A 26210-nucleotide genomic window follows, 5' to 3' on the forward strand; every position below is an offset into this window, starting at 1 on the left:
AAACCCCCCCCCCTTGGGGCGCCTGCTATTTTTTTTAATACCCCCCGGGCCCCCGGGGGGGGGGGGGGGGCGCCCCCCCGCCCCGATGGGCGCGGGCCGGCTTCCCGCCGCCTACCGGCGGCTGCGGATCAGCAGGTAGAGGAAGTATGGCGTGCCGATGACCGCGGTCATCAGGCCGGCGCCGAGCTGGGCCGGTGCGATGACGGTCCGGCCCACCAGGTCCGCGGTGCAGACGAGCACCGCGCCGAGGAGCATCGCGACGGGAACCACCCGCACGTGCTGCCGGCCCACCAGGGCGCGGGCCGCGTGCGGTGCCACGAGCCCCACGAAGCCGATCGTGCCGGCGGCGGCCACAGCCGTCGCGCTGAGCAGCACGGCGAGGGACAGGAAGCCCAGGCGCCCGCGTCCCAGGCTCAGTCCGAGCAGCCTCGGGGTGTCCTCGTCGAGCGACACGAGGTCGAGTTCGGTGCGCCGCACCACCGCGATGGCCATGCCCACGACGAGCACGATCGCGAGGGGCACCACGTCGGACAGGGACCTGCCGTAGGTGGAACCCGACAGCCAGGTCAGCGCCTTGGTCGCGTTGAACGGGTCGGTGAGGATGATGAGGAGGCTCACCAGGGCCGCTGCCGCGGTATGGGTGCCGAACCCGACGAGGACCAGCCGGTTCTGCTGGAACCCGCCCCGCGCGGCCAGCCCGAACACCAGGACGGAGGCGACCGCGGCGCCCGCGAAGGCCGCACCGGCCACGCCCCACGTGCCGGCCATCGGCACCGTCGTCACGAGGAGCACGGCGCCGAGCGCCGCACCCCCGGAGACGCCCAGGACACCTGGTTCGGCGAGGGGGTTGCGGGTCACGGACTGGACGAGGGAGCCGGCCAGGGCGAGGGCCGCTCCGGCGAGCAGGGCGGCCAGGACCCGGGGCACGCGGGTGTCGAGGACGAAGGTGACGGTCCGGCCGGCGCGTCCCTGCGCCCAGTTCACCACGTCGCCCAGCAGCAGCTTGCTGTCGCCCACCAGGACGGCGGCGACGACCACGCCCACGAGGACCGCCACCAGGACGGCCGTGGTGGTGAGGAAGACGGACCTGCTCCTGATGCGCAGCCGGTCGGTGGCGGTGGCCCCGGCCGTGTCCCGGACCCGTACGGCCATGACGACGAGGAAGAGGGCGCCGACGAGGCTGGTGACGACGCCGGTCGGCACGGCGACCGCCACGTCCGCCGGCACGAGCGCGCGCAGCAGTACGTCGGAGCCGATCACCAGCGCCGCGCCGGTGAGGCCCGCGACCGGCAGGCTCACCCGTGAGCGGGCGAAGGCGCGGAAGCGGCGGACGAGCGGGCGGACGAGGGCGGGCGCGCACAGGCCGACGAAGCCGACGGGGCCGGCGAGGGTGACGGCGGCCGTGGAGAGCAGGGCGGCCAGGACGACGGCGGTGACCCGCGTGGCGCGGACCGGGACGCCGAGGCCGCGGGCCGCGTCGTCGCCCAGGGCGAGGGCGTCGACCCGGCGGGCGAGGAGCAGCAGTCCGACGAGGCCGACGCCGCCGATCGGCGCCACCTGCAGCACGCCGTCGAAGCCGTGCTGGGCGATGCTGCCCTGGTTCCAGTGGTAGACGCCCTCGGTCTCCTGCGGGAACAGCAGGAGCAGGCCCTCGGTGAGGGCGGTGAGGCCGAGGGTGAGGGCGCTGCCCGCGAGGACGAGCCGGACGGTGCCGGTGCCCAGCCCGGACAGTCCGAGGACGACGGCGGCCGCCGCGAGGCCGCCGACGAAGGCGGCACCGGAGGAGGCCAGGAGCGGCAGCGAGAGGCCGCTGGCGCTGATGAGGCCGAGGGCGAAGTAGGAGCCCGCGTTGACGGCCAGGGTGTCGGGTGCGGCGAGGACGTTGCGGCTGACCGCCTGCAGGGCGGCGCCCGCCATGCCGAGGAGGGCGCCGACGAGCAGGCCGGCGGTCATGCGCGGCAGCCGGGAGGCGATGAGGACGGACGCGTCGGCCGGATCGGACCGGCCGGTGAGCGCCTTCCACACCTCCGAGCCGCCGACGTCCGCCGTCCCCTGCGTGATGTCGACGATCGCGAGGACCGTGACGAGGAGGACCATCGCGGCCGTCACCGCGGCCGCGCCCGTCCGGGACGCGGCCGCCGAGGGCCGGGTGGCGGGGCGGGTTGCGGTGACGGCCATCGGTTACTTCTTCAGAGCGGCGACGAGCGCGTCGATGTACTTGTTCATCGACTCGGGACCGCCGAACATCCAGATGCCGTCGGGCAGACGGTGCACGTTGCCCTTCGTCACGAACGGCAGCGTGGTCCACACCTTGTCCTGGGCCAGGGCGCCGGTGAAGGGCGTGCTGTCCTTGTCGCCGTCGTTGGCGATGTAGGCGAACTCGACGTCCTCGGGCAGCTTGGTCAGGCCCTCGACGTCGGTGGTGCCGAGGCCGTAGGCCTCGTCGCCCTGGACCGTCCAGGCGTTCTTCAGGCCGAGCTTCTCGTTGACCCCGCCGATCAGCGAGCCGCTGGTGTAGGGCCGGATCGAGACCTGGTTGGAGATGACGTACCCGTCCGCGAAGGCGATCGGGGCGCCGGCGCGGCCGGCGTCGGCGAGGGCCTTGCGACCCTCCTCGATCTTGGCCTGGAACTGGCCCTTGAGCTTCTCGGACTGCTGGGTGGTGCCGGTGGCCTGGGCGATGATGTCGAGGTTCTTCGTCATCTGCCCGATCGGGTCCGCGGCGACGGCGGCGCGCACCGTCAGGACCGGGGCGACCTTGCGCATCTGCTCGATGGCGGCCGGCGGCAGGTCGGTGGTGGCCAGGATGAGGTCCGGCTTCAGCGAGGCGATGCTGTCCATGCTCGGCTCACCGCGGGTGCCGACGTCCTTGGGCTCGTTCTTGAGCGGGACGGCGGTGTTCCAGGCCTTGTAGCCCTTGACGTCGGAGACGCCGACCGGGTCGACGCCCAGCGATATCAGGCTCTCGACGACGTTCCACTCGGTCCCGACGACGTTCTTGGCGGGTCCGTCGAGCTCCACCTTCACACCGGTGTCATCGGTGAGGGTGATGCGCTCGGCGGTCTTCTTGGTGTCGTCCTTGGCGGGTTCGGTGGTCCCGCAGGCGGTCAGGGTGAGGGCCGCGGCGGTGGCGGCCGCCGCGGTGAGGAGGAGTCGTCTCATGAGGTGGTGCTGAGCCTTTCGCTTCGTGCGTGGTGCCGGCCGATCGCGCGGGTGCGCAGCAGGCCGGTGAGGGGGTCCGTTTCGACGTGGATGCGGATCCCGTAGGTGTCGGTGAGCCGTTGCGGCGTCAGTACGTCCGCGGGGTCGCCGTCGGCGATGACCCGTCCCGCGTGGAGCAGGACGATCCGGTCGGCGACGGCGGCGGCCTGGTCGAGGTCGTGGAGGACGACGCCTACGGCGATGCCGTGGTCGTCCGCCAGATCCCTCATGAGGTCGAGGAGTTCGACCTGGTACCGCAGGTCGAGGTAGGTCGTCGGCTCGTCGAGCAGCAGCACGCCCGTCTCCTGTGCCAGGCAGCCGGCCAGCCAGACGCGCTGGAGCTGTCCGCCGGACAGGTGCTCGGCGCCGCGGTCCGCGAGGTCCGTGACGCCCGTCAGGGCGAGCGCCCGGTCCACCGCGTCCCGGCCGCCCGGGTCGTCCCGGCCCCAGCGTCCCCGGTAGGGGTAGCGGCCGAACTCGACGAGGTCGCGTACGGTCAGCCCGCTCGGCGTGGGGCGCCCCTGGGTGAGCAGGGCGACCCGGCGCGAGAACTCACGGGGGCTCAGGGCGAGGCCGTCGGTGTCCCCGTCGATGACGAGCGTGGCGGTCCTGGGCCGCTGCAGGCGCGCGATCGTGCGCAGCAGCGTCGACTTGCCGCTGCCGTTCGGCCCCACCAGGGCGGTCACTTCGCCGGGCAGCAGCGTCAACGCGGCGTCGTGTACGACGTCGACGCCGTCGTACGCCACGGTGACGCCCTTGGCGGAAAGCTCATGACCCTGGGGACGCGTGGCGTCGGTGGTCTTTTCAACTGCTTGCACGATCGGAAGGTTAGCCTACCCTTACCGATTGGCAAACCACTTCCCTGCGGGAATCCGCAAGAGCGTAAATCGGCCACTCCGCACTCCGGCCGTCGGCGGGTGCATTGTTCGGGGAATGTACGGGTGTTGGCGCGTCCCCGTGCACGGCGGACCGGTGCGGTTAGCATCGACGCGGTCCGCCGCACGTGAGAGGCAGTGATGACGCAGTCCAGGGGCCTCGTGCTGATCGTCGAGGACGAGCGCCACATCTCCGATGTGCAGCGGCTCTACTTGGCGCGCGAGGGCTTCGGCGTCCACGTCGAGGCCGACGGGACCGCCGGGCTCGCGGCCGCGAGGCGGATGCACCCGGTGGCGATCGTGCTGGACATCGGCCTGCCGGGCATGGACGGCATCGCCGTCTGCCGTGCCCTGCGCGACGCGGGCGACTGGACGCCGGTGCTGCTGGTCACCGCGCGCGGTGAGGAGGCCGACCGGATCCTCGGCCTCGAGCTGGGCGCCGACGACTACCTGACCAAGCCGTTCTCGCCGCGCGAGCTGGTGGCCCGGGTCAAGACCGTACTGCGCCGCGCGGCGGGGCCGCCCGGCCGGCTGCCCGGCCACTCTCCCGGCCGGGCAGCCGAGAGCCTCGGCCGGCTCAGCGTGGACCAGGCCGGCCGCACCGTGCGCGTCGACGGCGAGCCGGTCGAGCTCACCGCGACCGAGTTCAACCTGCTCGCCCACCTGCTCCGGCACGTGGGCCAGGTCTTCACCCGCGAGCAGCTGCTCGCCCAGGTGTGGGGCTACCCCGGCTACCGCGACACCCGCATGGTCGACGTGTTCGTCTCCCAGCTGCGCGCGAAGCTCGGCGACGCGAGCCCGATCCGTACGGTCCGCGGCGTCGGCTACAGCGCGACGGCCCCAGGCGGATGAGCCTCCCCGGCCCGGACGGCCCGCGCCCGGACGGCCCCCGCCCCGGCGGCCCCCGCCCCGGCAGCCCCCGCCGCGGCTCCCTCGCGCGCAACATCGTGGTGCTGACCACCCTGGTGGCGGCGCTCGCGGTGGCGCTGACCGGGCTGATCGCCTGGCAGACCGCCGCGCACGGCGCGGAGCAGCGCGAACGCGACCAACTGACGCGGCAGGCAACCGTGCTCAGCCGGCTGCCGGCCCTGTCCGAAGCCCTCTTCCACGGCGCCCAGGTCCTCGGCGGGCCGAACAGCGTGCAGATCGCGGTCATCGCCCCCGACGGCACGGTGAGCGGCACCGCCACTCCGGCCGTCGACCGGGAGTCGAAGTCGGCCCTGATGGCGGGCAGACCGGTCTCCACCACCGGCTTCCTGGGCGGCCGGGACGTACTGCTGGTGGGACAGCCCGGCGTACGCGGAGGCGCGGTCGTGCTGACCGAGCCGTACGCGGTCGTCACCGAGAACACGAACCGGATCCGCCGCAACGTGGTCGTGCCGCTGGTCGTCGGCATGCTCGGCGCGGCACTGGCCGGAGCGCTCCTGGCCCGCCGCATCGCCCGTCCGCTCGTGACGGCCGCCCGGATCGCGCACCGGCTGGCCGACGGCGAACGCGGCGTACCGGCCCCGGTCGACGGCCCGCGGGAGACCGCCGACATCGGGCGCGCCCTCAACGTCCTGGACGAGGCGCTGGGCCGCAGCGAGAACCGGCAGCGGGAGTTCCTGCTCTCCGTCTCGCACGACCTGCGCACGCCCCTGACCGCGCTGCAGGGCTACGCCGAGGCGCTCGCCGACGGCCTGATCGAGCCGGACGCGATGCCGGAGGTCGGCGCCGTCCTGGCCGAGGAGACCCGCCGCCTGGACCGGTTCCTGGGCGACCTGCTGGACCTGGCCCGGCTGGAGGCGGACGACTTCCGCCTCGACCCGGCCCCGGCCGACCTGGGCGCGGTCGTCGCCGGGGCCGCGGCCTTCTGGACCGGCCCCTGCGCGCGGCAGGACGTGGAGCTGCGGGTCGAGCGGCCCGAGCGGCCCGTCATCGTCGCCACGGACGCCTTCCGGGTCCGGCAGCTGATCGACGGCCTGGTGCAGAACGCCCTGCGGGTCACGCCAGGGGGCGCACCCGTCGTCCTCGCCGTCCGTGCGGCGGCGGGCGGCGGGGCCGAGCTCCAGGTCCGCGACGGCGGGCCCGGCCTCACCGAGGACGACGTGCGCATCGCCTTCGACGAGGGCGCCCTCCACGAGCGCTACCGGGACACCCGCCCGGTCGGCAGCGGCCTGGGCCTGGCCATCGCCCGCCGCCTGACCGCCCGCCTCGGCGGCGTCCTCCGCGTCGAAGGGCACGGCCCCGAAGGCGGCGCCTGCTTCACCGTCAGCCTGCCGCCCGCACCCGACGCCGCCGCCTGAGGGCGCGGGCCCCGGCCGACCCGGCCTGCGCGCCCGCGCCCGTACATTCCCCGAACAATGTGCCAACGGCCCCCTTACACGCGCCGCGCAAAGTGAGGCCCCATGAACACTCCATCCACCGAGAGGCCCGGTCTCCTCCACCGCAGCGGGCGCTGGTGCGCCCGGCACGCGTGGCGGGTCGTCGCCGTCTGGGTCCTCGCCCTCGTCGGGATCGGGCTGGCCAACCACGCGTGGGGCGGCAGCTACGCGGACAGCTTCTCGCTCCCCGGGACCAGCACCCAGACCGGCGCCGACCTGCTCGACGCGCACACCAGCGGGTCCGGCGGCACCGCCGCCCCCATCGTGCTCCGGTCCGGCCAGGGCCCGGTGGGCGACCACCGGGCCGCGATCGACGCGGCGGTCGCCGGGCTGGGCCGGCTGCCGGACGTCCTGTCCGTGGCCGATCCGCTGAGCACGCCCGGCGCGGTCTCCGCGAACGGGGACATCGCCCGGATCACCGTCCGCTTCGAGGGCAACCCGGCCACCTTCGACCCCTCCTACCTCGCCGGTGTCGACGCCGCCGTGGAGCCGCTGCGCGCCGACCACCTCACCGTCGAGTACGGGGCCCCGCTCGGCCAGCTGGCCACACCCAAGTCCGCCGACCGCACCTCCGAGGCCATCGGCCTGGGCGTCGCCGTGCTCGTGCTCCTGATCGGCTTCGGCAGCGTCGCCGCCACCGGACTGCCGCTGCTGACGGCGGTGCTCGGCCTGGCCGTCAGCCTGGCCGGTCTCGGGCTGCTCGCCGGACAGTTCGACTTCGCCCAGGCGTCCCCGACCCTGGCCTCGATGATGGGCCTGGGAGTCGGCATCGACTACGCGCTCTTCCTCGCCACCCGCTACCGGGCCCTACTGCACGCCGGCGCGGAGCCCGCCGAAGCGGTCGGGCGTACGGTCGCCACCAGCGGCCGCGCCGTACTGGTCACCGCCGCCACGGTCGCCATGGCCCTGGGCGGGCTCTGCGTCTCCGGCGTCGGCTTCATCGGCACCCTCGGCGTCGCGGCCGGGCTCAGCGTCGTCGTGGCCGCCGCCGCGTCCGTGACCCTGACCCCCGCGCTGCTGGGCCTGCTCGGGCGGCGCATCGACCGCCTCCACGTCCGTACGCCGGTCGCCGAACCCACCGGCGAGTCGGACGTCTGGCACCGCTGGGCCCTCAGGGTCAGCCGTCGCCCCTGGCTCGTCCTGGTCAGCGGCCTGCTCCTGCTCGGCATCCTGTCCGTGCCGGTCGCCTCCATGCGGCTCGGGCACGTCGACGCCGGAGCCCAGTCCACCAGCCGGACCGACCGCCGCGCCCACGACCTGGTCACCGAGGGCTTCGGGCCGGGCGCCAACGCCCCTCTGACGGTCGTGACCCACCTCGACAGCCGGCAGGTCGCCGACGAAGGCCGGCGCCAGGCCCTGGCCGCCTCGCTGCAGAGCTCGCTGGCCGCCGTACCCGGCGTCGTCTCCGTGACTCCCCCGGTCCCCAGCCCCGACCACGTCCTGCTCATCACCACGGTCACCCCCACCACCGGCCCGCAGGACGAGGCGACCGCCGACCTGATCCACACCCTGCGGGACGACACGGTGCCGCGAGCCCTGTCCGGGACGGGAGCCACCGGCTACGTCACCGGCACCACCGCCGCCACCCAGACCTTCACCGACACCCTCGCCGCCAAACTGCCGCTGATCATCGGGGTGGTCGTCGCCGCGGCGTTCCTGCTGCTGCTCACCGTCTTCCGCAGCCCGCTGATCGCGCTCAAGGCCGCCGTGCTCAACCTGTTCTCCATCGCCGCCGCCTACGGCGTGGTCGTCGCGGTGTTCCAATGGGGCTGGGGCGGAGCCCTGTTCGGCGTGACCGAGAAGGTGCCCGTCGAGTCGTACGTGCCGATGATGATGTTCGCGATCGTCTTCGGACTGTCCATGGACTACGAGGTCTTCCTGCTCTCCCGGATCCGCGAGACGTGGCTGCACCGCGGGGACAACCACCTGGCCGTCGCCACCGGCCTCGCCTCCACGGCCCGCGTCATCACCTGCGCCGCACTGATCATGACCAGCGTCTTCCTGGCGTTCCTGCTCTCCACGAACGTCGCCGTCAAAATGCTCGCGCTGGGCCTGGGCGTGAGCGTCATCATCGACGCCACCGTGGTCCGCCTGCTCCTGGTCCCCGCGTCCATGTACCTCTTCGGGCGCGCCAACTGGTGGCTCCCCGGCTGGCTCGACCGCCTCCTCCCGCACCTGGACCCGGAAGGCCCCCCCGGCCTCACCGGCCGCACCGGCCGCCGAGCCCACCGGGTCAGCCGGGTCCGCCGAGTCTGCCGGGTCCGCCGGGAACTCCGGGCCACCGGACCCCGCCGCGACGCCCGCCCCCGTACCCGCCCGGAAGGACGGCCGATGAAACAGCGCCTCACCAGGGCCCGTGCGGCCCTGCGCCGTCACCTCGCCCTCACGGTCACGGCCGCCGTCGTCCTGGTGGCCGTACTCGCCGCGGGAGCGGCCGAGTTCGCGGCCCGTACCGTGCTCCAGCACCGCGTCGCCGCGGCCGCGCCCGCCCTCGGCGGCAACGTGGCGGTCCGCACGCCCGGCGGGTCCGTCCTGTGGGACCTGGCGCGCGAGAGCATCCCGCGGCTCGACATCAGCAGCGACGACGCCCGGCTCGGGCGCCTCTCCCACGTCCGTGTCACGGCGCGGCTCGACGAGGTCCGGCTCGGCGGGGAGGCCACCGTCGGCAGCACCCACGTGCAGGTGACGGCCTCCACGCCGTCCATCGCGGCGGCGATCCGCAGCGCCGCGCCGTCCGTGCCGGTGAGCGCGGTCACCACCGATCCGGCCGCGGGTACCGTCCTCGCCTCCGTCGGCCCGGGCGGCGCGGGGCAGCTGACGCTGCGTCCCGTGCTCGCGGAGGGAAAGGTGACCCTGGCCGTCGACGGGTTCACCCTCTTCGGCCGGTCCGTCCCGACGAGCAGGCTCGGCCTGGACGACGGCGGTCTCGGGGCGGGGCCGGGGGCCGGGGAGTACCCGCTCGGGCTGAAGGCCACCTCCGTACAGGTCGGTCCGGACGGCCTGCACGTGGCCCTGACGGGCGGCCCGAGCGCCCTGCCCGGCGGCGCGTGACGGAGCGTCCGGTCAGGAGCCGGACGGCTTCGGCGGCGTCTGCGGCGACGTCTGCGGCGTCTGGGTTCCGGTCGCGGGCGGGGTGGCGTCGGGCGAGACGTTCGGCTGCGCCGCGGCCGGCAGCGACCACGGGTGGTCGGGAGTGGCGATCTCGGTGACGGTCTTGCCGATGAGGGTGCTCAGGCTGCCCGTGCCCTTGTCGATGTCGGAGTTGACGATGACGACGAGGACCGCGCCGTCCTGCGGGAGGCGGGCCGCGATCGTCTCGTAGCCGGGCAGCTCGCCGTTGTGCCCGACCCAGCCGTTGATGTCGGCGATGCCCAGCCCGTAGCCCACGCCGGGGTGGCCCGTCGGCAGGGCGCGCATCCGGTCGGCCTGTGTGCCCGGCTCCAGCAGCCGCTCGCCGTCGGGCAGCTTCCCGCTGGTCAGTACGGGGACCCAGGTGCGCAGGTCGTCCAGGGTGGAGGTCATCGCGCCGGCGGCCCAGCCCCAGGACGGGTTCCACAGGGAGGCGTCGGCGACCTTCCCGCCGGGGGTGAAGTCGGTGTAGCCGTGGGCGTACGGGCTGGGGATCTCGGCGCCCGTCGGGAAGGCGGTGTCGTCGAGGCCGGCCGGGTCGAGGACGTGGTCGCGCAGGTAGGCGGCCAGGCTCTGCCCGCTGAGCTTCTCGACCAGCAGGCCGAGGATCACGGTGTTGGTGTTGGAGTACTCCCAGCGGGTGCCGGGCGGGAACTCGGCGGGGTGCCGGAAGGCGATGTCCAGCAGCTCGCGCGGGGTCCAGGAGCGGGTCGGATCGGCCTGGAACTCGGCCAGCCACGCCTTGTCCTCGGTGTAGTTGAAGAGCCCGCTGCGCATGTCGGCGAGCTGGCGGATGGTGATCCGGTCGCCGCCGGGCACCCCGTCGAGGTGCCTGGAGACGGGGTCGTCGAGGGCCAGCTTGCCCTCGTCGACGAGCTGGAGCACGCCGGTGACGGTGAAGGTCTTGGTGACGCTGCCGATCCGGGTGAACAGGTCGGTCTTCATGGGGATCTTGGTGGCGGTGTCGGAGACGCCGAAGGAGCGCTCGTAGGAGCCGCGGCCGTCGAACCACAGCCCGACGCTGACCCCCGGGATGTCCGCCTTCTCCATGGCCGCGGTGACCGCGTCGTCCAGCCGCTCGGCCGTGGCGGCATCGACGTCCACCCTGCCCTGCGGCGCCGCCGCGGGAGCCTGTCCCGCACACAGCGCGCTCATGAGCACAGTGGCGGCCGCCATCGCGGGGAACGCCCGGAAGCTGCGCATGGCGCATCACCCCTGAACACCGGTCCCCGAGGCTGTTCCTCCATCGTAGGAACCCCCGCCCCGACCGGCGACCGGGGCCGCGGCGGCGAACGGTCGGCGCGGCGGCCGGCGGCTCTGACGAGGAGCGTGGGTCGCTGACGGGGTCGGCGCGGGCCCGCTGTATAGGGTCGGGCCGCAAGCGCAGACGTGAGCGATCGTCAGGAGCCCTGCCGTGCGACCCACAGAGACAGCGTCCGCGCCCGGCGGCCTCGGCTGGAACCGTGAGACGGCGATGCTCGGACTGCTGTCCTTCGCCATGCTGATCGTCTCGCTCGACCAGTACATCGTGGTCGTGGCCCTGCCCGACATCGCCCGCGACCTCGGCTACTCCGCCCGGACGCTCCAGTCGGTCATCAGCGCCTACGCGGTGGCCTCGGCCGGCTTCCTGCTGTTCGGAGGGCGCGCCGCCGACCTGCTCGGACGGCGCCGGATCCTGGTCACCGGGCTCGCCCTGTACGCCGGGGCCTCGCTCGCGGGCGCCCTCGCCACCGGGCCCGGGCTGCTGCTGGCCGCCCGCGCGGTCCAGGGCCTCGGTGGCGCGCTCGTCTTCCCCACCACCCTGGCCCTCATCAACACCACCTTCGCCGAAGGCCGGACCCGCAACCGGGCCCTGGGGATCTGGGGCGGGGCGGGCGCGGCCGGGCTCGTCATCGGTGTGCTGCTCGGCGGTCTGCTGACGCAGGCCTTCGGCTGGGAGGCGGTCTTCCTCGTCAACGTCGCGCTGGCCGGCCCCGCGCTGCTGCTCGCCTTCGTCCTGATCCCCCGGGACGGCGCCCGGGAGAAGGGCCGCAGCTTCGACCTGCCCGGTGCGCTCAGCGTGACGCTCGGGGTCACGCTCATCGTGTTCGCCCTCGTACAGGGCCCCGGACTGGGCTGGCTTTCGCCCGGCGTCCTGGGCAGCGCTGTGGTGGGCCCGGTGCTGATCGCGGCGTTCGTCGTCATCGAGCGGCGCAGCGGCGACCCGCTCATGCCGCCGGGGCTGCTCGCCAAACCCCATCTGGTCACCGGCGTCGTCATCGCTTTCATGTTCATGGCGACCTTCGGCTCGGTGCTCTACTTCCTGTCCGTCTACTTCCAGGAGGTGCTGGGGTACGACGCCCTGCGGACGGGGGCGGGGTTCCTCCTGCCCACGGCGGTGGTGGTGGCCGGGTCGGCCACCGCGGGCCGGCTCGTGACCCGGTTCGGGCTGCGGCCGACCCTGGTCGCGTCCCTGGCCGTCGGTGCGCTCGGTGCGGTCGGGCTGGGCCTCGCGATCTCGCCGGACGGCAGCTACGCCGGGCTCGTCCCCGGGCTGGTGGCGCTCGGCATCGGCGACGGGGTGGTCTTCACCGCCATGTTCATCGCGGCCGCCACCGGAGTCCCCGACCGGCAGCAGGGCATCGCCTCCGGCATCGCCTCGACCGGCTCGGGCGCGGGCGCGGCGGTCGGCCTGGCCGTCCTCGTCCTGATCGCGACGGCCGGCCTCGACGGACTGTCCGGCGAGCCGCTGCGCACCGCCACCGCCGACGGGATCTCCACCGCGCTCTTCTTCGTGGCGGGCGGGATCGCGCTGACCTTCCTGTTCGCCCTGCGCCGGTGCCCGACGCCGCCCGGACCGCCGCCCGCGCCCGTTCCGTACCAGACCCGCCGCTGCTGACGGGCCGGCCGGTCGGCCGGTCAGAGGCCTGCTGCGCGCTGGAGCCTGCCCCAGTCGACGAACTTGAAGTCGGTATCGGTACGGGGCTGCCCGTCGGGTCCGGCGGTTTCGGGGGTGTTGGCGCCGTCCTGGACGACCAGCAGGCCGTTCGGGAACCTCCGTCCCAGCGGGGCGCTGGTGACGGCTGCGCCGTCGCAGACCTCCGAGCCGTCCGGTGCGCCGGGCGCGGCGCCCGCGGTGACCCGGAAGCCCCGGACGAAGGCGTTGCGGTGGCCGCGGTCGAAGACGGCGAAGGTGTCGTCGCCCTGGCCGGAGGCGATGAGGTAGCCGTCGCGGCGGGGGTCCTCGGGGTCGCGCCAGATCGTCAGGCCCTCCACATCGGCGCTGAGGTACCGGCCGCCGAAGCCCGGGTCGGCGCCCGCGTCGCATTCCTCGGTCCCCGGGTTCCAGGTGCCGGGCACGCCGTAGGAACGGACCTTCTCGATCAGGCGGGCCGGGGAGCGCAGGTCGGCGTCGAGCTTCCAGATGCCCACGTCCTCCTGGCCCGCGTACAGGTCGCCGCTGTCGGGGTCGACGACCATGCCTTCGACCTGGGGAAGCTCACCGGGTTCGGCGCACGGGGTCCAGCGCGTCCCGTCGGGCAGGGTGAAGGAGGACGGCAGGGTGAGGGTCCGGACCAGGCGGTAGCCGACCGTTCCGCGCGCGTCCGGCGTCAGTTCGGCGAGCGCGAGCCTGGTGTCGTGGCGCCGGCTGGTGACCGCGAACGAGCGGCCGCGCCGGTCGGTGTAGGCGGCCAGGCCGTACGCGGTGCGCTGGTCGCCGACCTCGTCCTGGCCGGAGGAGAAGACCAGCGGGGCGGCCGCCTCGTCGGTGACGTCGACGAGCGGCCCGGTGCGGCGCCCGGGGTCGATCCGGTAGAAGCGCAGCTGGTCGCGACCCCGGTCGGAGACCACGGCCACGTCGTGGCGGCCGTCGGGGAAGCGCAGCCCGGTGATCAGGTCGACGTTGTTGAAGCGGCCGGGCTTGTCCCCGTCGCGCGGGGGCGGCGGCGCGGGCAGGCTCTGGACCTGGCGGCCGTCCAGGTCGTAGACCCGCAGCCCGCCCTCCTTGGCGGTGGCGATGACCAGGCTGCGGTCGGGGTCGGAGGCGTTCCGCCAGATCGCCGGGTCGTCGGCGTTGGCGTTGCCGCCCGCCTCGTCGTCGAAGAGCGACGGGGTCTCGGCCGAGGCGGACACCTCGGGCAGCGCCGGGGCCGCGCCCCGGTCCGCGTGTGCGTGCGCCGGTGCCGGAGCCTGTGCGTGCGCCGGTACGGCGATCATTACGAGGGCCGCGATCGTCGCCGCGGCGACGAACGGGGTCCTCCTGCTCGGGGTCACACTCACACGCATGCTGCCTCCTGGTCACGGAGTCGGGTCGAAGCGCCGGGCGGGCCGCCACCCTGGCCTACTCGCGGGTAGCCGACATGGAGGCGATGTGGCGGCCGTATGAGCGGTCGATGACCCCGTGGGAGGACCGATGGCCGGAGGACCGGCGGCCGGAGGACCGGCGCGCCGAACCGCCGAGGTGCCGGACCCGGCCACGGCGCACCGGCAGGATGCTGCGACGTCACCCTTGCAGGATGCTGCGCCGGGAGCCGTGGCGCGCTCCGGAGCCCCCGGGCGGCCGGCGCGCACGAGCCTTGGAGCGCTGAGCACCTATGACGGGCAGCCCCGCCGATGTCCCCACTCCCCCGCCGGCCGGCCGACCGCAGGGCGGTCCCGTGCCCGGGGCCGCCGTCTCGCGCGAGGAGTTCGACGCGCTCTTCGCGTCGGTGCGCGGCTGGGGCCGGTGGGCCGCGGCCGGCCGCGGCGCCTGGAACAGGGTGACGGCGGACCACGTACGGAGGGCCGCGGCCCTGGTCCGGTCCGGCACGGTCGTCCCGATGGGGCGGCCCTGGGACACCCGGCCCGGGCCCGACAACGCGAAGCCCGCCCTGCACTACATGTCGGAGCTCGGTGACGTGGAGGCCCCGGAGCCGTCCGTCTACAAGGACTTCCTCGCCGTCGACTACCACGGCAAGGGCGTGAGCCACCTGGACGCGCTGTCACACGTCGCCTACCGAGGGCGCCTGTTCGACGGGCACGCGGCGCGCGAGGCCGTGGACGCCGCGGGGGCCCGGTTCGGCGCGGTGTCGGAGCTCGGCCCGCTGGTCACCAGGGGCGTGCTCCTGGACCTGCCCGCCGCCCTCGGGGTCCCGTGGCTCGAGCCGGGGCACGCGGTGCACGCGCCGGACCTCATCGCCGCGGAGCGGACGCTCGGCGTGGCGATCGGGGAGGGCGACGCGGTCCTGCTGCGCTCCGGCGCCGGCCGGCGCCGCCGGGAGACCGGGCCCTGGGACCCCTCGGCGGCGAGCGCGGGCTGGCACGTGGACGCCGTACCGCTGCTGGCCGAGCGCGGCATCGCCCTGCTCGGCGGGGACGGGGACAGCGACGTACGGCCGTCGCCGGTCGAGGGCCTGCACTCCCCCGTCCACGCGCTGGCGATCGCCGCGATGGGGGTCCCGCTGCTGGACAACCTCAACCTCGAGCGGCTCTCCGCGGCCTGCGCGGAGGCGGGCCGGTACGCGTTCCTGCTCGTCGTGACGCCGCTGGACGTCCCGGGCGGCACGGGCTCGCCCGTCAACCCGGTCGCGGTCCTGTGAGCCACCCACGCCCCCCACAAAGGTGAGGAATATACTCAAATCGGGCGATCGAGAGCGTTCCGGTGAGGGGAAGTGGTGTAGATGGGGGTCGTCGGCGACCGCATCGGCCCCGTAGGTTCCCGTGACCGGTTCCTGCACGGCGAGTCGGCCGAAGCGGTCGAGGGGAGCGTGCGGAGTCCGATCCTGAGCTCCTGGCAGCGCAGCCGGCTGCTGGGGCTGTCGCCGGACCAGTCCGAGCTCCCCTTCACCCAGGACTTCGACCCCGAGGGCAGGCTCGTCCGCGCCGCCCGGCCCGTGCTCGACCGGCTGGCGTCCATCTTCTCGGGCAGCCAGATGAACATCTGCCTCGCCGACGGTTTCGGCACCGTGCTCGAACGCCGCTTCGGCGACAAGTCGATGGTCAGGCACCTGTCCGCGATCCAGAGCGTCCCCGGGTTCGTCTTCGCCGAGCAGTACGCCGGGACGAACGGCATCGGGCTCACCCTGGCCGAGCGGCGGCTGTGCCAGGTGTACGGCGCCGAGCACTTCGCCGAGCGGTCCCAGGCGAGCGCCTGTACCGCGATCCCACTGCGCGACCAGCTCAACGGGCACATCGAGGGCGTCCTGTGCCTCGGCTATCCCTACACCGACGCGGACCCGGCCCTGGTCCCGGTGGTGCGCAAGGCGGCCGAAGCCATCGAACGACGGCTGATGGACCAGAGTTCGGCGCGCGAGCGCGGGCTGCTGCACGCGTACCTGGACGCCGAGAGCCGCGCCCGGACCGGCGAGGGCGCCCGGAACGGCTACCCGATCGGCATGGACGAGCTGCTCCAGAGCGAGCTGGAGCAGAGCGACCAGATGACGCTCAAGGAGAGGGCCACGGAGCTGATGTCCTCGGCCCGGCGGGCCGCCACCGAGGTCCCGCTGTCCCGCGGCCGCTCGGTCACCCTGGTGAGCCGGCCCGTGACGAGCACGACCGGGGTGGAGGGCATCGTCATCGAGGTGCTCCTCCCCGACGAGTCGGAGCGGCACGCCCCCGCCCCTCCCCACGCCCACGCCGACGCCCGTCCCCACGCCCACGCCGACACCCCTCCCCACGCCGACGCCCCGCCCCACCCTCCGGGCCCGGCCCACGCCGACGCCCCGCCCCACCCTCCGGGCCCGGCCCATGCCGACGCCCCGCCCCACGCCGCGGGCCCCCGACCGGCCCCTGACCCCGCTGCCGCCGCCCCGCAGCCCCCACCCGGCACCGACGACCCCGCGGGCGGCATGGTCCGGGGCCTGGTGCTGGTGGGCGAGCCCGAGGTGGGCAAGTACGCCGTCGCGGCACGGCGCCGCCTGGAGCTGCTGGCCGAGGCCAGCAACCGCATCGGCACCACCCTGGACGTCGGCCGCACCGCCTGGGAACTCGCCGAGATCGCGGTACCGCGCCTGGCCGACTTCGTCACCATCGACATGCCCGAAGCGGTGCTGCGCGGCGAGGAGTCCCCCCACCCCACCACCGAGATGCACCGCACGGTGGTCCACGGCATCCGCGAGGACTGCCCCTTCTACCCGGTGGGCGAGCAGGTCAGCCTCCGCCCGACCACCCCCCACATGCGCTGCCTGAGCACCGGTCAGCCCGTACTGGAACCCGATCTGAAGGCCGCCTTCGGGTGGATCGCCCAGGACCCCGAGCACGCCGAGCTGCTGCTCGCCCACGGCATCCACTCCCTCGTCACCGTCCCCCTGCTCGCCCGCGGCGTCCTGCTGGGCATCGCCGCCTTCTACCGTTCGCAGGACCCCGCACCGTACGGGGACGACGACCGCTCGCTGGCCCAGGAACTCGGCGCCCGCGCCGCCCTGTGCATCGACAACGCCCGCCGCTACACCCGCGAACACGCCCTCGCCCTGTCCCTGCAACGCAGCCTGCTGCCGCGCGGCCTCCCCGAACAGGACGCCGTCGAGGTCGCCCACCGCTACCTGCCCGCGGAGCACGGGGTGGGCGGCGACTGGTTCGACGTCATCCCCCTGTCCGGCACCCGCGTCGCCCTGCTCGTCGGCGATGTCGTCGGCCACGGACTGCACGCCGCCGCCACCATGGGCCGGCTGCGCACCGCCGCCCGCAACTTCGCCGAGCTCGAACTCGCCCCCGACGAACTCCTCACCCACCTCGACAACCTGATGGTGCGCCTCGACCGCGAGGAGGGCGGGGACCATGCCGCCGACGGCAGCACCGGCATCGTCGGCGCCACCTTCCTGTACGCCATCTACGACCCCACCTCGCAGGAGTGCACGATGGCGCGCGCCGGCCACCCGCCGCCCGCGCTGGTCCGGGCCGACGGCACCGTGACCTTCCTCGAACTGCCCGCCGGACCCCCGCTCGGCCTCGGCGGCCTGCCCTTCGAGTCGGTCACCTTCCACCTGCCCGAGAACAGCCAGCTGGTCCTGTTCACCGACGGGCTCGTCGAAGACCGCCGCCGGGACATCGACGTGGCCCTCGACGAACTGCGGCGCACCCTGGCCCACCCGGACCGCGCCCCCGAGGACACCTGCCAGGCCGTCCTCGACGCGATGGCCCCCGAACACCCGGCGGACGACATCGCGCTCCTCGTCGCCCGCACCCACGCCGTACGCCCCGACCGGATCGCCACCTGGGACCTGCCCGCCGACCCGGCCCGGGTCTCCGGGGTGCGCAACGCCGCCGTGGACCAGCTGGGCCGGTGGGGCCTGGACGAGGCCGCGTTCGCCATGGAACTGCTGCTCAGCGAGCTGGTCACGAACGCCGTCCGGTACGGCACCGGGCCCATCCGGGTCCGTCTCATCCACGACCGCACCCTGATCTGCGAGGTGTTCGACACCAGCAGCACCGCCCCGCGCATGCGCCATGCGGCCATCACCGACGAGGGCGGCCGCGGCCTGTTCCTCGTCGCACAGCTCGCCCAGGCCTGGGGCACCCGCTACACCGACGAGGGCAAGGTCATCTGGGCCGAGTGCGCCTTGGCCGCGGCATGACCTGGACCGGCATCTGCGCCCGATATACCGGAAATGCGCCGTACGCCCCCGTAGAATCCCCCATGCAGTCGGGAAGAACTCGGAGGCCGACCCCCGGAGAAGTCTGTGCATGACGCTCCCGACACCTCGACGGGTCCGCCTTCCCGCTCCGCACCGGAACCCCTCGTCCGCATCCGCGGTCTGGGCAAACGGTTCGGCGGCACCCACGCGCTGGCCTCGGTCGACCTCGACATCCACCGGGGCAGCGTGCTGGCCCTGCTCGGTCCCAACGGCGCCGGAAAGTCCACCCTCATCAAGGTGCTCGCCGGGGTCCACCACGCCGACGAGGGCGAGGTGACGGTGAGCGGACAGCCGCTCGGCTCCCACGCCGCCACCCGGAACATGTCCTTCATCCACCAGGACCTCGGCCTCGTCGAGTGGATGACGGTCGCCGAGAACATCGCCCTGGGCACCGGCTACCCGCGTCGCTTCGGGCTGGTCTCCTGGCGGCGGACCCGGCAGCTCTGCGCCGGGGCCCTGGAGACCGTCGCCGGGCACCTGGACCCCGACGCCCGGATCGCCGACCTCGCCCCCGCCGAGCGCTCACTGGTCGCCATCGCCCGCGCGCTCGCGACCCGGGCCGAGCTCATCGTCCTCGACGAGCCGACCGCCACCCTCCCCGCCGCGGACTGCGCCCGGCTGTTCGGCGTCCTGCACGCCCTGCGCGACCGGGGACACGGCATCCTCTACGTCAGCCACCGCCTCGACGAGGTGTACGAAGTCGCCGACACCTTCGCCGTCCTGCGTGACGGCCGCATCGCCGACCGGGGGCCGCTCGCCGGTCACAGCCCGGCCCGGCTGGTGCACGCCATCGTCGGCCACGAACCGGCCGCCCGCGCTCCGGGCGCTCCCCCGGCCGCCGGCCCGCCCCTCCTGAGCCTCGACGGGGTGCGGACCGGATCCACCGGACCGGTCTCCCTGGACCTGCGCAGGGGCGAGATCCTCGGCATGGTCGGCCTGACCGGCGCCGGCCACATGGAGCTGGGCCGCGCCCTCGCCGGCGCCCGGCCGGTCCTCTCCGGGCGGGCCCTGCTGGACGGGCGCCCGTACCGCCCGCACACGGTCGCCGCGGCCCTCCGCTCCGGCGTCGGCCTCGTGGCGGGCAACCGGCAGGAGGAGGGCTGCGCCGCCGAACTGACCGTACGGGAGAACTTCCTGGCGAATCCCCGGGCGGCCGGTCTGCCGGCCTGGCACTGGATCAGGCCGCGGCGCGAACGGGCCGAGGCCGCCGCCCTGATCGACCGGTTCTCCGTACACCCCCGCGACAGCGAGGTGCCGATCGCCACCCTGTCGGGCGGCAACCAGCAGAAGGTCATGGTCGGGCGGTGGCTCGGGGGGAGGCTGCGCCTGCTCGTGCTGGAGGAGCCGACCGCCAGCGTGGACGTCGGCGCCAAGGCCACGATCCACCGGCTGCTCGACGAGGCGGTGGCTTCCGGCCTGGCCGTCCTGCTCCTGTCCACCGACTTCGAAGAGGTCGCGGACCTGTGCCACCGCGCCCTGGTGTTCGTCCGCGGGACCGTGGCCGCCGAGCTGTCCGGGGCCGCCCTGACCGTCGCCGAACTCACCCGGACCGCCTCGGCCATGCCCCCCATCACCGGAGCTGCGACGAGCCGATGACCCCCTCCCCCGCGCCCTCCCCGCCGCCCTCCCGCGCGCCCCGGTCCCTCCTGGGACGGCTCCGCGGGCACCACATCGGCGCCTACGGCCTCCCGGTCCTCGGCGCCCTGCTCTTCCTGGTGTTCTCCCTCGCCCTGCCGCAGACCTTCCCCACCCGGGACAACGTCTCCTCGATCCTCTCCAACCAGGCGATCCCCGCGATCCTGGCGCTCGCCGCGACCCTCCCGATCGCCACCGGCCGGTTCGACCTGTCCCTCGGCTACGGTCTGGGCCTGGCGCACGTGCTGGTGCTGCAACTCATCGTCAACGAAGGCTGGTCCTGGCCGCTCGCCTGCCTCGTGGTGGTGTGCGGCGGGGCGGTGGCCGGCGCGCTCAACGGCGTCATCGTCGAATTCGGGCAGATCACCTCCTTCATCGCCACGCTCGGCACCGGCAGCATGATGTACGCCGTCACCGGCTGGATCACCGGCGGCAGTCGGATCGTGCCCGGCCCGGAGGGGCTGCCCGCCGCCTTCACCGGGCTGTACGACGCCCGCTTCCTCGGCCTGCCAGTACCCGCCTTCTACGTGCTCGCCGTCGCCGCCGTCCTGTGGCTGGTCCTGGAACGGCTGCCGCTCGGCCGGTACCTGTACGTCATCGGCTCCAACCCGCGCGCCGCCGGCATCCTCGGCATCCCCACCCGCACCTACTCCGTCTACGCCTTCGCCGGTTCGGGCCTGGTCGTCGGCTTCGCCGGCGTCCTCCTCGCGGCCCAGCAGCAGACCGGCAACCCGAGCGTCGGCCTGGACTACCTGCTGCCCGCCTTCGTCGGCGCCCTGCTCGGGTCCACCACGATCCGGCCCGGCCGCGCCAACGCCCTCGGCACCGTCGTGGCCGTCGCCGTCCTCGCCGTCGGCCTGGCCGGGATCGGCCAGCTCGGCGCGCAGTTCTGGGCCACGCCGCTGTTCAACGGCGGCACCCTGCTGATCGCCGTCGGCCTGGCCGGCTACGCGGCCCGCCGCCGGCTGCGCACCGGCGAAAGGCAGCCGCTCCCGGAGCACCTCTAGGCCCCCGCACCCGGCACCCCACACACCGCACCCCCGCACCCGTCTCAAACACGTCGTACGCGCGACCGCGTCAGGAGCACCGTGTACCCGAAGCGCAAGACCCCCCTCACGGCCGCGGCCCTGCTGACCGCGGCCGCCGCGCTCGTCTCCGGCTGTACGAGCGGCCCGCCGGCCGGCGGCGGTCCGTCGCCGGACGGCTGTCCCGGCACGCTCGCGAAGGCCCGGGCGGCCGTCCGGCAGGCGGAGAAGACCGACACCTCCTGGCACGGGCCCACCACCGGTCCCGCGGCGGTGCCCGGCAAGACCGTCGTCTACGTCGCGCAGACCATGACCAACCCCGGAGTCGCGGGCGTCGCCAAGGGAGTCGAGGAGGCCGCGAAGGCCATCGGCTGGCAGGTCCGGGTGATCGACGGGGAGGGCACGCCCGCCGGGATCCAGGCGGCGCTCAGCCAGGCCGTCACGCTCAAGCCCTCGGGCATCGTCATCGGCGGCTTCGACCCCCGTCTGACCTCGCAGCAGATGGCACGGGCCGCGGCGGCGCGGATCCCGGTCGTCGGGTGGCACGCGGTCGGCGAGCCCGGCCCGAGCGAGGACCCGGCGCTGTTCACCAACGTCACCACGAAGGTGGAGGACGTGGCGCGGATCAGCGCGGACTGGGTCATCGCCGGGTCCGGCGGCGACGCCGGGGTCGTCCTCTTCACCGACGACTCGATCCCGTTCGCCCGGAACAAGGCGCAGCTGATCAAGCAGGGCCTCGCCACCTGTTCCGGCGTACGGATCCTGTCGTACGAGAACATCCCGATCCCGGACGCGAGCAGCCGTACCCCGCAGGCGGTCTCCTCCCTGCTGTCCCGGTTCCGGGACGAGTGGACGTACTCGGTGGCCATCAACGACCTGTACTTCGCCGACGCCGCCCCGGCCCTGCGCGCGGCCGGCGAGCCGGGCTCCGGGCCGCCCTTCAACATCGGCGCGGGCGACGGCGACACCTCCGCCTTCCAGCGCATCAACAGCGCGCAGTTCCAGGCGGCCACCGTCCCCGAGCCGCTGAACCAGCAGGGCTGGCAGATCGTCGACGAGTTCAACCGCGCCTTCGCCGGGCAGCCGGCCAGCGGCTACGTCGCCCCCGTCCACATCGCCACGGCCGGGAACAGCGAGGGAGCCACCTCCTGGGACCCGACCGGCTACCGCGAGGGGTACCGCAGGATCTGGGGCAGGTAGCGGGCCGTCGCGTCACCCGAGGATGCGCCGGAGCCAGCGGGTGCGGGCGTCGCGGGCGTCCCGGCTGAGGGCCGCCCGCGGTGGCGCGAAGCCGCCAGCGCCGCGGCCGGCTCGGCATCGACCGGGGTCACCGGCCGGCCACCCGCACCGGGCCCGGCCGGCGAGGGCTCGTCCGTACGGGAGGCAGCAGCACGCGCGCGTTCCATACGCCCCGGTCAACCACCCGCCGGGCACAGGCCGGCCGGTTGCTAGCCTGCGCTGGTGGGACTGGACATCACCGTGGTCATGGCCGATTGGGAACATCTGGCGCGGCTGCCGGCGGGCGAGCGGGTGGCCGCGCTGACCGACGCCGTGTATCCGGACTTCTGCTGCGCCGCGTGCGAGGAGGCCGACCGGCCGGCGGGCGACGGCTGGCTGTGGCCGCGTCGGGAGCCGTGGTGCGCCGAGTACCGGTTCTTCGGCACCACCGGTTCGTACGGCTGGCACGTCCACCTGGCCAACGCCTGGGACGACATCAGGACTTCGGCCGCGCCCGAGCTGCGCGACGCCCTCGACCGCTTCCTGGGCGGCCTGGTGTGGGACGGCCCCTACGACACGGCCGGGAGGGGCCCGAACGACGACCGCCCGCCGGCGGGCGGCTTCCCGGACGACCCCGCGCCGTGGCACCCCCGCGTCCTCCTGCTCCGTGCGCCGGACGAGGTCCCGCCCCTCGTCGGCGCCTGGGAGCGGGCCGCACCGCGACTGGAGGAACTCCGGGAGCCGTTCGACACCCGGTCCGCCGGCTGGGCGGCCCGGCCCGGCTCCTTCGACGCCTTCGTCGCGCTCCTGCACGAATGGGGCGAGGTGGTCACGCGGTGCGCGGCACGGGGCTGGGGGCTGATCGGGCTTCCGTAGGCACGGGCGGACTTCCTTCGGATCGTGTCGCGGCCGGAAGGAGACGGCTTATCCCCGGGGGACGTCCTTGACGAAGACGATCGCCGCGTGTTCGGCCAAGTGGGCCGGGTCCAGGGGGGCGTAGCCGAAGTACGGGGACACGCGGGGAGCGGGGACGGTGTCGCCGAGGGCGGTGGACAGGCGGCGGGCGTCGATGATGCCGGCGGGCTGCGGGAGGGTGTGGAGCAGGCCTTCGACGGTGTCCGGTGGCGGGGTGTCCACTCCCTGGTGGCGGATCGTGCCGAGGGCCGTGGGCAGGAAGGCGTACCGCTCGCCGAGCCGCGCGTGCACGAGCGCGCCCGCACTCCACCACTCCAGCCGCTGTTCGCCCATCCGCATCGTGCTCTTCTCCCGCTGGAGATGGCTGTTGTGGGCGTGGACCAGCACCGGGCCCCGTTCGGCGAGGGCGAGGAGGTTGTCGGCCATCATCCGGGCCCGCTCGGCCACCAGCCGCGTCATGCGGACCGGTGCGGGGTCGGCCATGCAGGCGTGGTAGCGCAGCAGACCGGTGGCGGTGCGCCCGTACAGGCGGGCCCGGTCGCAGTCCTCCCGCGAGGTCGCCGTGATCAGGTACGGGGTCTGCGCGTCGAGCAGGGCCACCAGCTCGTCCGCGAGCAGCCGCAGCTCACCGGCTCCGGCCGACCGGCCCACGGACCGGGCCGGGTCCCACATCGCGCCGGGGTCGGTCCACCGGTCGTCGGCGCCGAGCAGCCGGTCGAGGGTGTGCGCGGTGCAGGGCAGCAGGTCCGCGTCCACCCGGGCGGCGAGGTAGCCGTGGAGTGCGGTCAGGGCCTGCCGGGGGCTCGCGGCGGCGGTGATCTCCAGGGGGCCGTCGAAGCCTGCGAAGCGGAGCCGTTCGGACGCGGGCCGGCCGGTGTTGTACGCCCGCATCCAGCGCACGAGTTCGCGGTTGGCCGCGGACCTGCCGAAGCCGTGGCTGAAGCCGCGCTCCATGACCTCGTCCTCGTCGGGGGTGTCGGTGCCGGAGGCGATGTGCTCGTCCACGGCCAGTCCCGCCACGCAGTCGCTCTCGATCGCGATGGTCCGGTAGCCCTCCTCCTCCACGAGCTGCCGGAACAGCGTGTTGCGCACGTCGAGCAGGGCGTCCTCGCCGTGGGTGGGCTCGCCCAGCGCGAGCAGCCGCGGGCGGGCCGGTAGCAGCTTCATGACGGCTGCGGCCTCGACGGCATGGGCGGCGTCGGCGATGTGCTTGATGTCAGTGGCCATGCCTTCAACGGTATCTTTGAACCCTCGGTTGAGGGTTTTACGCGAAATGGTGGGTCGTATGGGGCAGAACCTTCAAAGCAGTGGGCGGCTTCGGCCGATCGATCTGGCGCGCGGGCACGGTCTGTCCACGCAGGCCGTCCGGAACTACGAGGAGGCCGGGATCCTTCCGGCCGCCGAGCGCACGCCGCACGGCTACCGCGCCTACACCCCGCTGCACGCCCGGGCGCTGGGCGCCTTCCTCGCCCTGGTGCCCGGGCACGGCCACCAGACGGCGGCGTCGATCATGCGGGCCGTGAACGAGGGCGCGGTCGACGAGGCCATGCGCCTCGTCGACGAGAGCCACGCCCGGCTGCTCGAAGACCGGCGGACGCTGCGGGCCGTGGAGAGCGCGCTGCGCGACCTGGCGGCCGCGCCCGACGAGCGTGCCGCCGGACCGGGGCCCGGGGGCACGTTCGTCGGGCCGCTGGCCGAGCAGCTGGGGATCCGGCCCGCGACGTTGCGCAAGTGGGAGCGCGCCGGTCTGGTGAGCCCGCGGCGCGACCCGCTGACGGGGTACCGGGTGTACGGCGAGGCCGACGTACGGGACGCCCGGCTGGTCCACCAGCTCAGGCGGGGCGGCTACCTGCTGGAGCGGATCGCCCCGCTGATCGCCCAGGTGCGGGCGGCGGGCGGGCTGGAGCCGCTCGAGGCGGCCCTGACCGACTGGCACGGCCGGCTGGCCGCCCGCGGCCGGGCGATGCTGGCCGGGGCGGGCGAGCTGGAGCGGTACCTGCGCGAGCGCGGTTAGGAAGCCGCGGGTTCGAGGAGGTGGGGGCCGTTGTTGCGGACGCTGTTGACCGCGGTCGAGACCTCTGTCACCGCGAGCCGCCCGTCGGCCGGGGTGTGCAGGAGGGCGCGGAGGTCGGCGGTGTCCTGGTGGGCGGGGTCGAGCCAGGTCTCGTAGTCACCGGGGTCGAGGGCCAGCGGCATGCGGGGGTGGACGCGGCCCGCCTGGTCGGTGGCTTCGGTCGTGATGATGGTGGCCGTGAGCAGCCAGGCCGACGGATCGTCGTCGTCCTTGACGGCCGGGTCGCGCCAGAACTCGTACAGGCCCGCCATCGCCATCACTCGCGCGTCCTCGGGGCGGATGAAGTACGGCTGCTTGTACGCCTTAGCGGAGCCGGTGGCGGGGACGGCGACCCATTCGTAGAAGCCGTCGGCGGGCAGCAGGCACCGCCGCCGGGTGAACGCGCGCCGGTAGGCCGGCTTCTCGTGGACGGTCTCGACGCGGGCGTTGATCATGCGCGAACCCACCGACGGGTCCTTCGCCCAGGACGGCACCAGACCCCAGCGCACGGGCCGCAGCCGGCGTGCCACTTCCCCGGTGTCGCGGTCGGCCCGTTCCAGGACCGCCCACACGTCGTCGGTCGGGGCCACGTTCCAGGACGGGCCCAGGGCCTCGGCGCCGGGATCCCGCTCGGCGTCGAAGAGGCCGGCGAGGTCTTCCGGGGCCCGGGAGGAAGCGTAGCGACCGCACATGGAACCACTCTCCCACTCTTCCGCTCCGGCCTCACCGACCGGCACGGATAATGGCACGACCCCACGCATCGAGCCGAGAGACGAAGAACCATGACGTTGAAGGAAGGCCGGCGCGTGAAGCTGGCGGCGGACACCCGGCTGACCGGTGCGGTCGCGGTGGCGGAGGACTCCGACCCGGCGGCGGCGCCCGCGGGTGCCGTCGCCGGGTTCCTGTCGCTGGCGGCGGGCACCGAGGGCACCGTCGAGCGGGTGGTCGAGCACCGGCACCGGAGCCGGGGAGTCCTCGAGTACGAGCGGCTCAAGTCGCTGCTCGACTCCTTCGGCCGTGACATGCCCACGGAGAGCCGCAAGCAGCTGGAGGAGCAGGTCGGCGCCCTGGAGCCGGAGTGGACCGCCTACCAGGAGCAGGGGCCGCGGGTGACGGTCCGGGTCCGCTTCGACAACGGGTTCATCCTCGACGAGGCGCACGAGGGCCTCTTCACCCCCGCCTGACGGCCCCGCCGACTGACGGCC

The 26210-nt window shown here is 74.2% G+C and carries 19 protein-coding genes; 12 read left to right on the forward strand and 7 right to left on the reverse strand.

The features are described 5' to 3' along the window. Positions 1 to 111: 111 nt before the first annotated feature. From ACFWP3_RS09090 to ACFWP3_RS09100, 3 genes are read right to left on the reverse strand one after another with little or no spacing between them, the layout of a single operon-like run. A complete protein-coding gene (locus tag ACFWP3_RS09090) occupies positions 112 to 2178 on the reverse strand; it encodes an iron ABC transporter permease (RefSeq protein ID WP_384217875.1) in 2067 nt (688 codons plus the stop codon). A 3-nt stretch (positions 2179 to 2181) separates the two neighbouring features. Further along, the gene (locus tag ACFWP3_RS09095) at positions 2182 to 3162 is read right to left on the reverse strand and encodes an iron-siderophore ABC transporter substrate-binding protein (RefSeq protein ID WP_384217877.1); all 981 of its coding nucleotides are present in this window, start codon (positions 3160 to 3162) and stop codon (positions 2182 to 2184) included. After that, a complete protein-coding gene (locus ACFWP3_RS09100) occupies positions 3159 to 4019 on the reverse strand; it encodes an ABC transporter ATP-binding protein (RefSeq protein ID WP_384217879.1) in 861 nt (286 codons plus the stop codon). Before ACFWP3_RS09100 ends, ACFWP3_RS09095 begins: the two co-directional genes overlap by 4 nt. Positions 4020 to 4217: 198 nt before the next feature. Here ACFWP3_RS09100 and ACFWP3_RS09105 point away from each other — a divergent pair, with 198 nt between their 5' ends. The 3 genes from ACFWP3_RS09105 to ACFWP3_RS09115 all read left to right on the forward strand — a co-directional run bounded on the left by ACFWP3_RS09105 (position 4218) and on the right by ACFWP3_RS09115 (position 9490). Beyond that, a complete protein-coding gene (locus ACFWP3_RS09105; RefSeq protein WP_384217882.1) occupies positions 4218 to 4928 on the forward strand; it encodes a response regulator transcription factor in 711 nt (236 codons plus the stop codon). After that, positions 4925 to 6361: an ATP-binding protein gene (locus ACFWP3_RS09110; RefSeq protein WP_384217885.1), complete on the forward strand. Its 1437-nt coding sequence runs from the start codon at positions 4925 to 4927 to the stop codon at positions 6359 to 6361. The genes ACFWP3_RS09105 and ACFWP3_RS09110 overlap by 4 nt, the downstream gene beginning before the upstream one ends. Before the next feature lie 102 nt (positions 6362 to 6463). Then, complete coding sequence (locus tag ACFWP3_RS09115) at positions 6464 to 9490, forward strand: MMPL family transporter (protein ID WP_384217887.1); 3027 nt, start codon at positions 6464 to 6466, stop codon at positions 9488 to 9490. Positions 9491 to 9502: 12 nt separating this feature from the next. Here the strand turns inward: ACFWP3_RS09115 and ACFWP3_RS09120 are convergent, their stop codons facing one another. Next, on the reverse strand, positions 9503 to 10771 hold the full coding sequence (locus tag ACFWP3_RS09120) for a serine hydrolase domain-containing protein (protein ID WP_384217890.1): 1269 nt from the start codon (positions 10769 to 10771) through the stop codon (positions 9503 to 9505). A gap of 211 nt (positions 10772 to 10982) precedes the next feature. Here ACFWP3_RS09120 and ACFWP3_RS09125 point away from each other — a divergent pair, with 211 nt between their 5' ends. Then, positions 10983 to 12446 (forward strand): MFS transporter, encoded by a 1464-nt coding sequence (locus ACFWP3_RS09125; RefSeq protein ID WP_384217892.1) that lies wholly within the window; start codon positions 10983 to 10985, stop codon positions 12444 to 12446. A gap of 20 nt (positions 12447 to 12466) precedes the next feature. On the opposite strand, the gene ACFWP3_RS09130 is transcribed toward ACFWP3_RS09125, so the two are convergent. Next, complete coding sequence (locus ACFWP3_RS09130; protein ID WP_384217895.1) at positions 12467 to 13834, reverse strand: phytase; 1368 nt, start codon at positions 13832 to 13834, stop codon at positions 12467 to 12469. A 308-nt stretch (positions 13835 to 14142) separates the two neighbouring features. Here ACFWP3_RS09130 and ACFWP3_RS09135 point away from each other — a divergent pair, with 308 nt between their 5' ends. From ACFWP3_RS09135 to ACFWP3_RS09160, 6 genes are all read left to right on the forward strand, one after another. Then, on the forward strand, positions 14143 to 15126 hold the full coding sequence (locus ACFWP3_RS09135) for a cyclase family protein (RefSeq protein ID WP_384217897.1): 984 nt from the start codon (positions 14143 to 14145) through the stop codon (positions 15124 to 15126). An 81-nt stretch (positions 15127 to 15207) separates the two neighbouring features. Continuing rightward, entirely contained in the window at positions 15208 to 18099 is a 2892-nt protein-coding gene (locus tag ACFWP3_RS09140) for a SpoIIE family protein phosphatase (RefSeq protein WP_384217900.1), read from the forward strand. A gap of 105 nt (positions 18100 to 18204) precedes the next feature. After that, positions 18205 to 19755 (forward strand): sugar ABC transporter ATP-binding protein, encoded by a 1551-nt coding sequence (locus tag ACFWP3_RS09145; RefSeq protein WP_384217902.1) that lies wholly within the window; start codon positions 18205 to 18207, stop codon positions 19753 to 19755. After that, entirely contained in the window at positions 19752 to 20801 is a 1050-nt protein-coding gene (locus ACFWP3_RS09150) for an ABC transporter permease (RefSeq protein ID WP_384217904.1), read from the forward strand. Before ACFWP3_RS09145 ends, ACFWP3_RS09150 begins: the two co-directional genes overlap by 4 nt. A gap of 81 nt (positions 20802 to 20882) precedes the next feature. Continuing rightward, positions 20883 to 22019, forward strand: a complete 1137-nt coding sequence (locus ACFWP3_RS09155; RefSeq protein WP_384217907.1) for a substrate-binding domain-containing protein — start codon at positions 20883 to 20885, stop codon at positions 22017 to 22019. A 261-nt stretch (positions 22020 to 22280) separates the two neighbouring features. After that, the gene (locus ACFWP3_RS09160) at positions 22281 to 22913 is read left to right on the forward strand and encodes a hypothetical protein (RefSeq protein WP_384217909.1); all 633 of its coding nucleotides are present in this window, start codon (positions 22281 to 22283) and stop codon (positions 22911 to 22913) included. A 48-nt stretch (positions 22914 to 22961) separates the two neighbouring features. Here ACFWP3_RS09160 and ACFWP3_RS09165 read toward each other — a convergent pair whose 3' ends face one another. Beyond that, entirely contained in the window at positions 22962 to 24179 is a 1218-nt protein-coding gene (locus tag ACFWP3_RS09165) for an erythromycin esterase family protein (protein WP_384217912.1), read from the reverse strand. A gap of 58 nt (positions 24180 to 24237) precedes the next feature. Here ACFWP3_RS09165 and ACFWP3_RS09170 point away from each other — a divergent pair, with 58 nt between their 5' ends. Next, on the forward strand, positions 24238 to 24966 hold the full coding sequence (locus tag ACFWP3_RS09170; protein ID WP_384217914.1) for a TioE family transcriptional regulator: 729 nt from the start codon (positions 24238 to 24240) through the stop codon (positions 24964 to 24966). On the opposite strand, the gene ACFWP3_RS09175 is transcribed toward ACFWP3_RS09170, so the two are convergent. After that, on the reverse strand, positions 24963 to 25697 hold the full coding sequence (locus ACFWP3_RS09175) for an SOS response-associated peptidase (protein ID WP_384217915.1): 735 nt from the start codon (positions 25695 to 25697) through the stop codon (positions 24963 to 24965). The genes ACFWP3_RS09170 and ACFWP3_RS09175 overlap by 4 nt on opposite strands. Positions 25698 to 25787: 90 nt before the next feature. Between ACFWP3_RS09175 and ACFWP3_RS09180 the strand changes: the two genes are divergently transcribed. Next, positions 25788 to 26189, forward strand: a complete 402-nt coding sequence (locus ACFWP3_RS09180) for a hypothetical protein (RefSeq protein WP_384217918.1) — start codon at positions 25788 to 25790, stop codon at positions 26187 to 26189. Positions 26190 to 26210 lie beyond the last annotated feature (21 nt).

Origin of the sequence: Streptomyces sp. NPDC058525, assembly GCF_042719495.1 — a bacterium.
GTDB lineage: Bacteria > Actinomycetota > Actinomycetes > Streptomycetales > Streptomycetaceae > Streptomyces.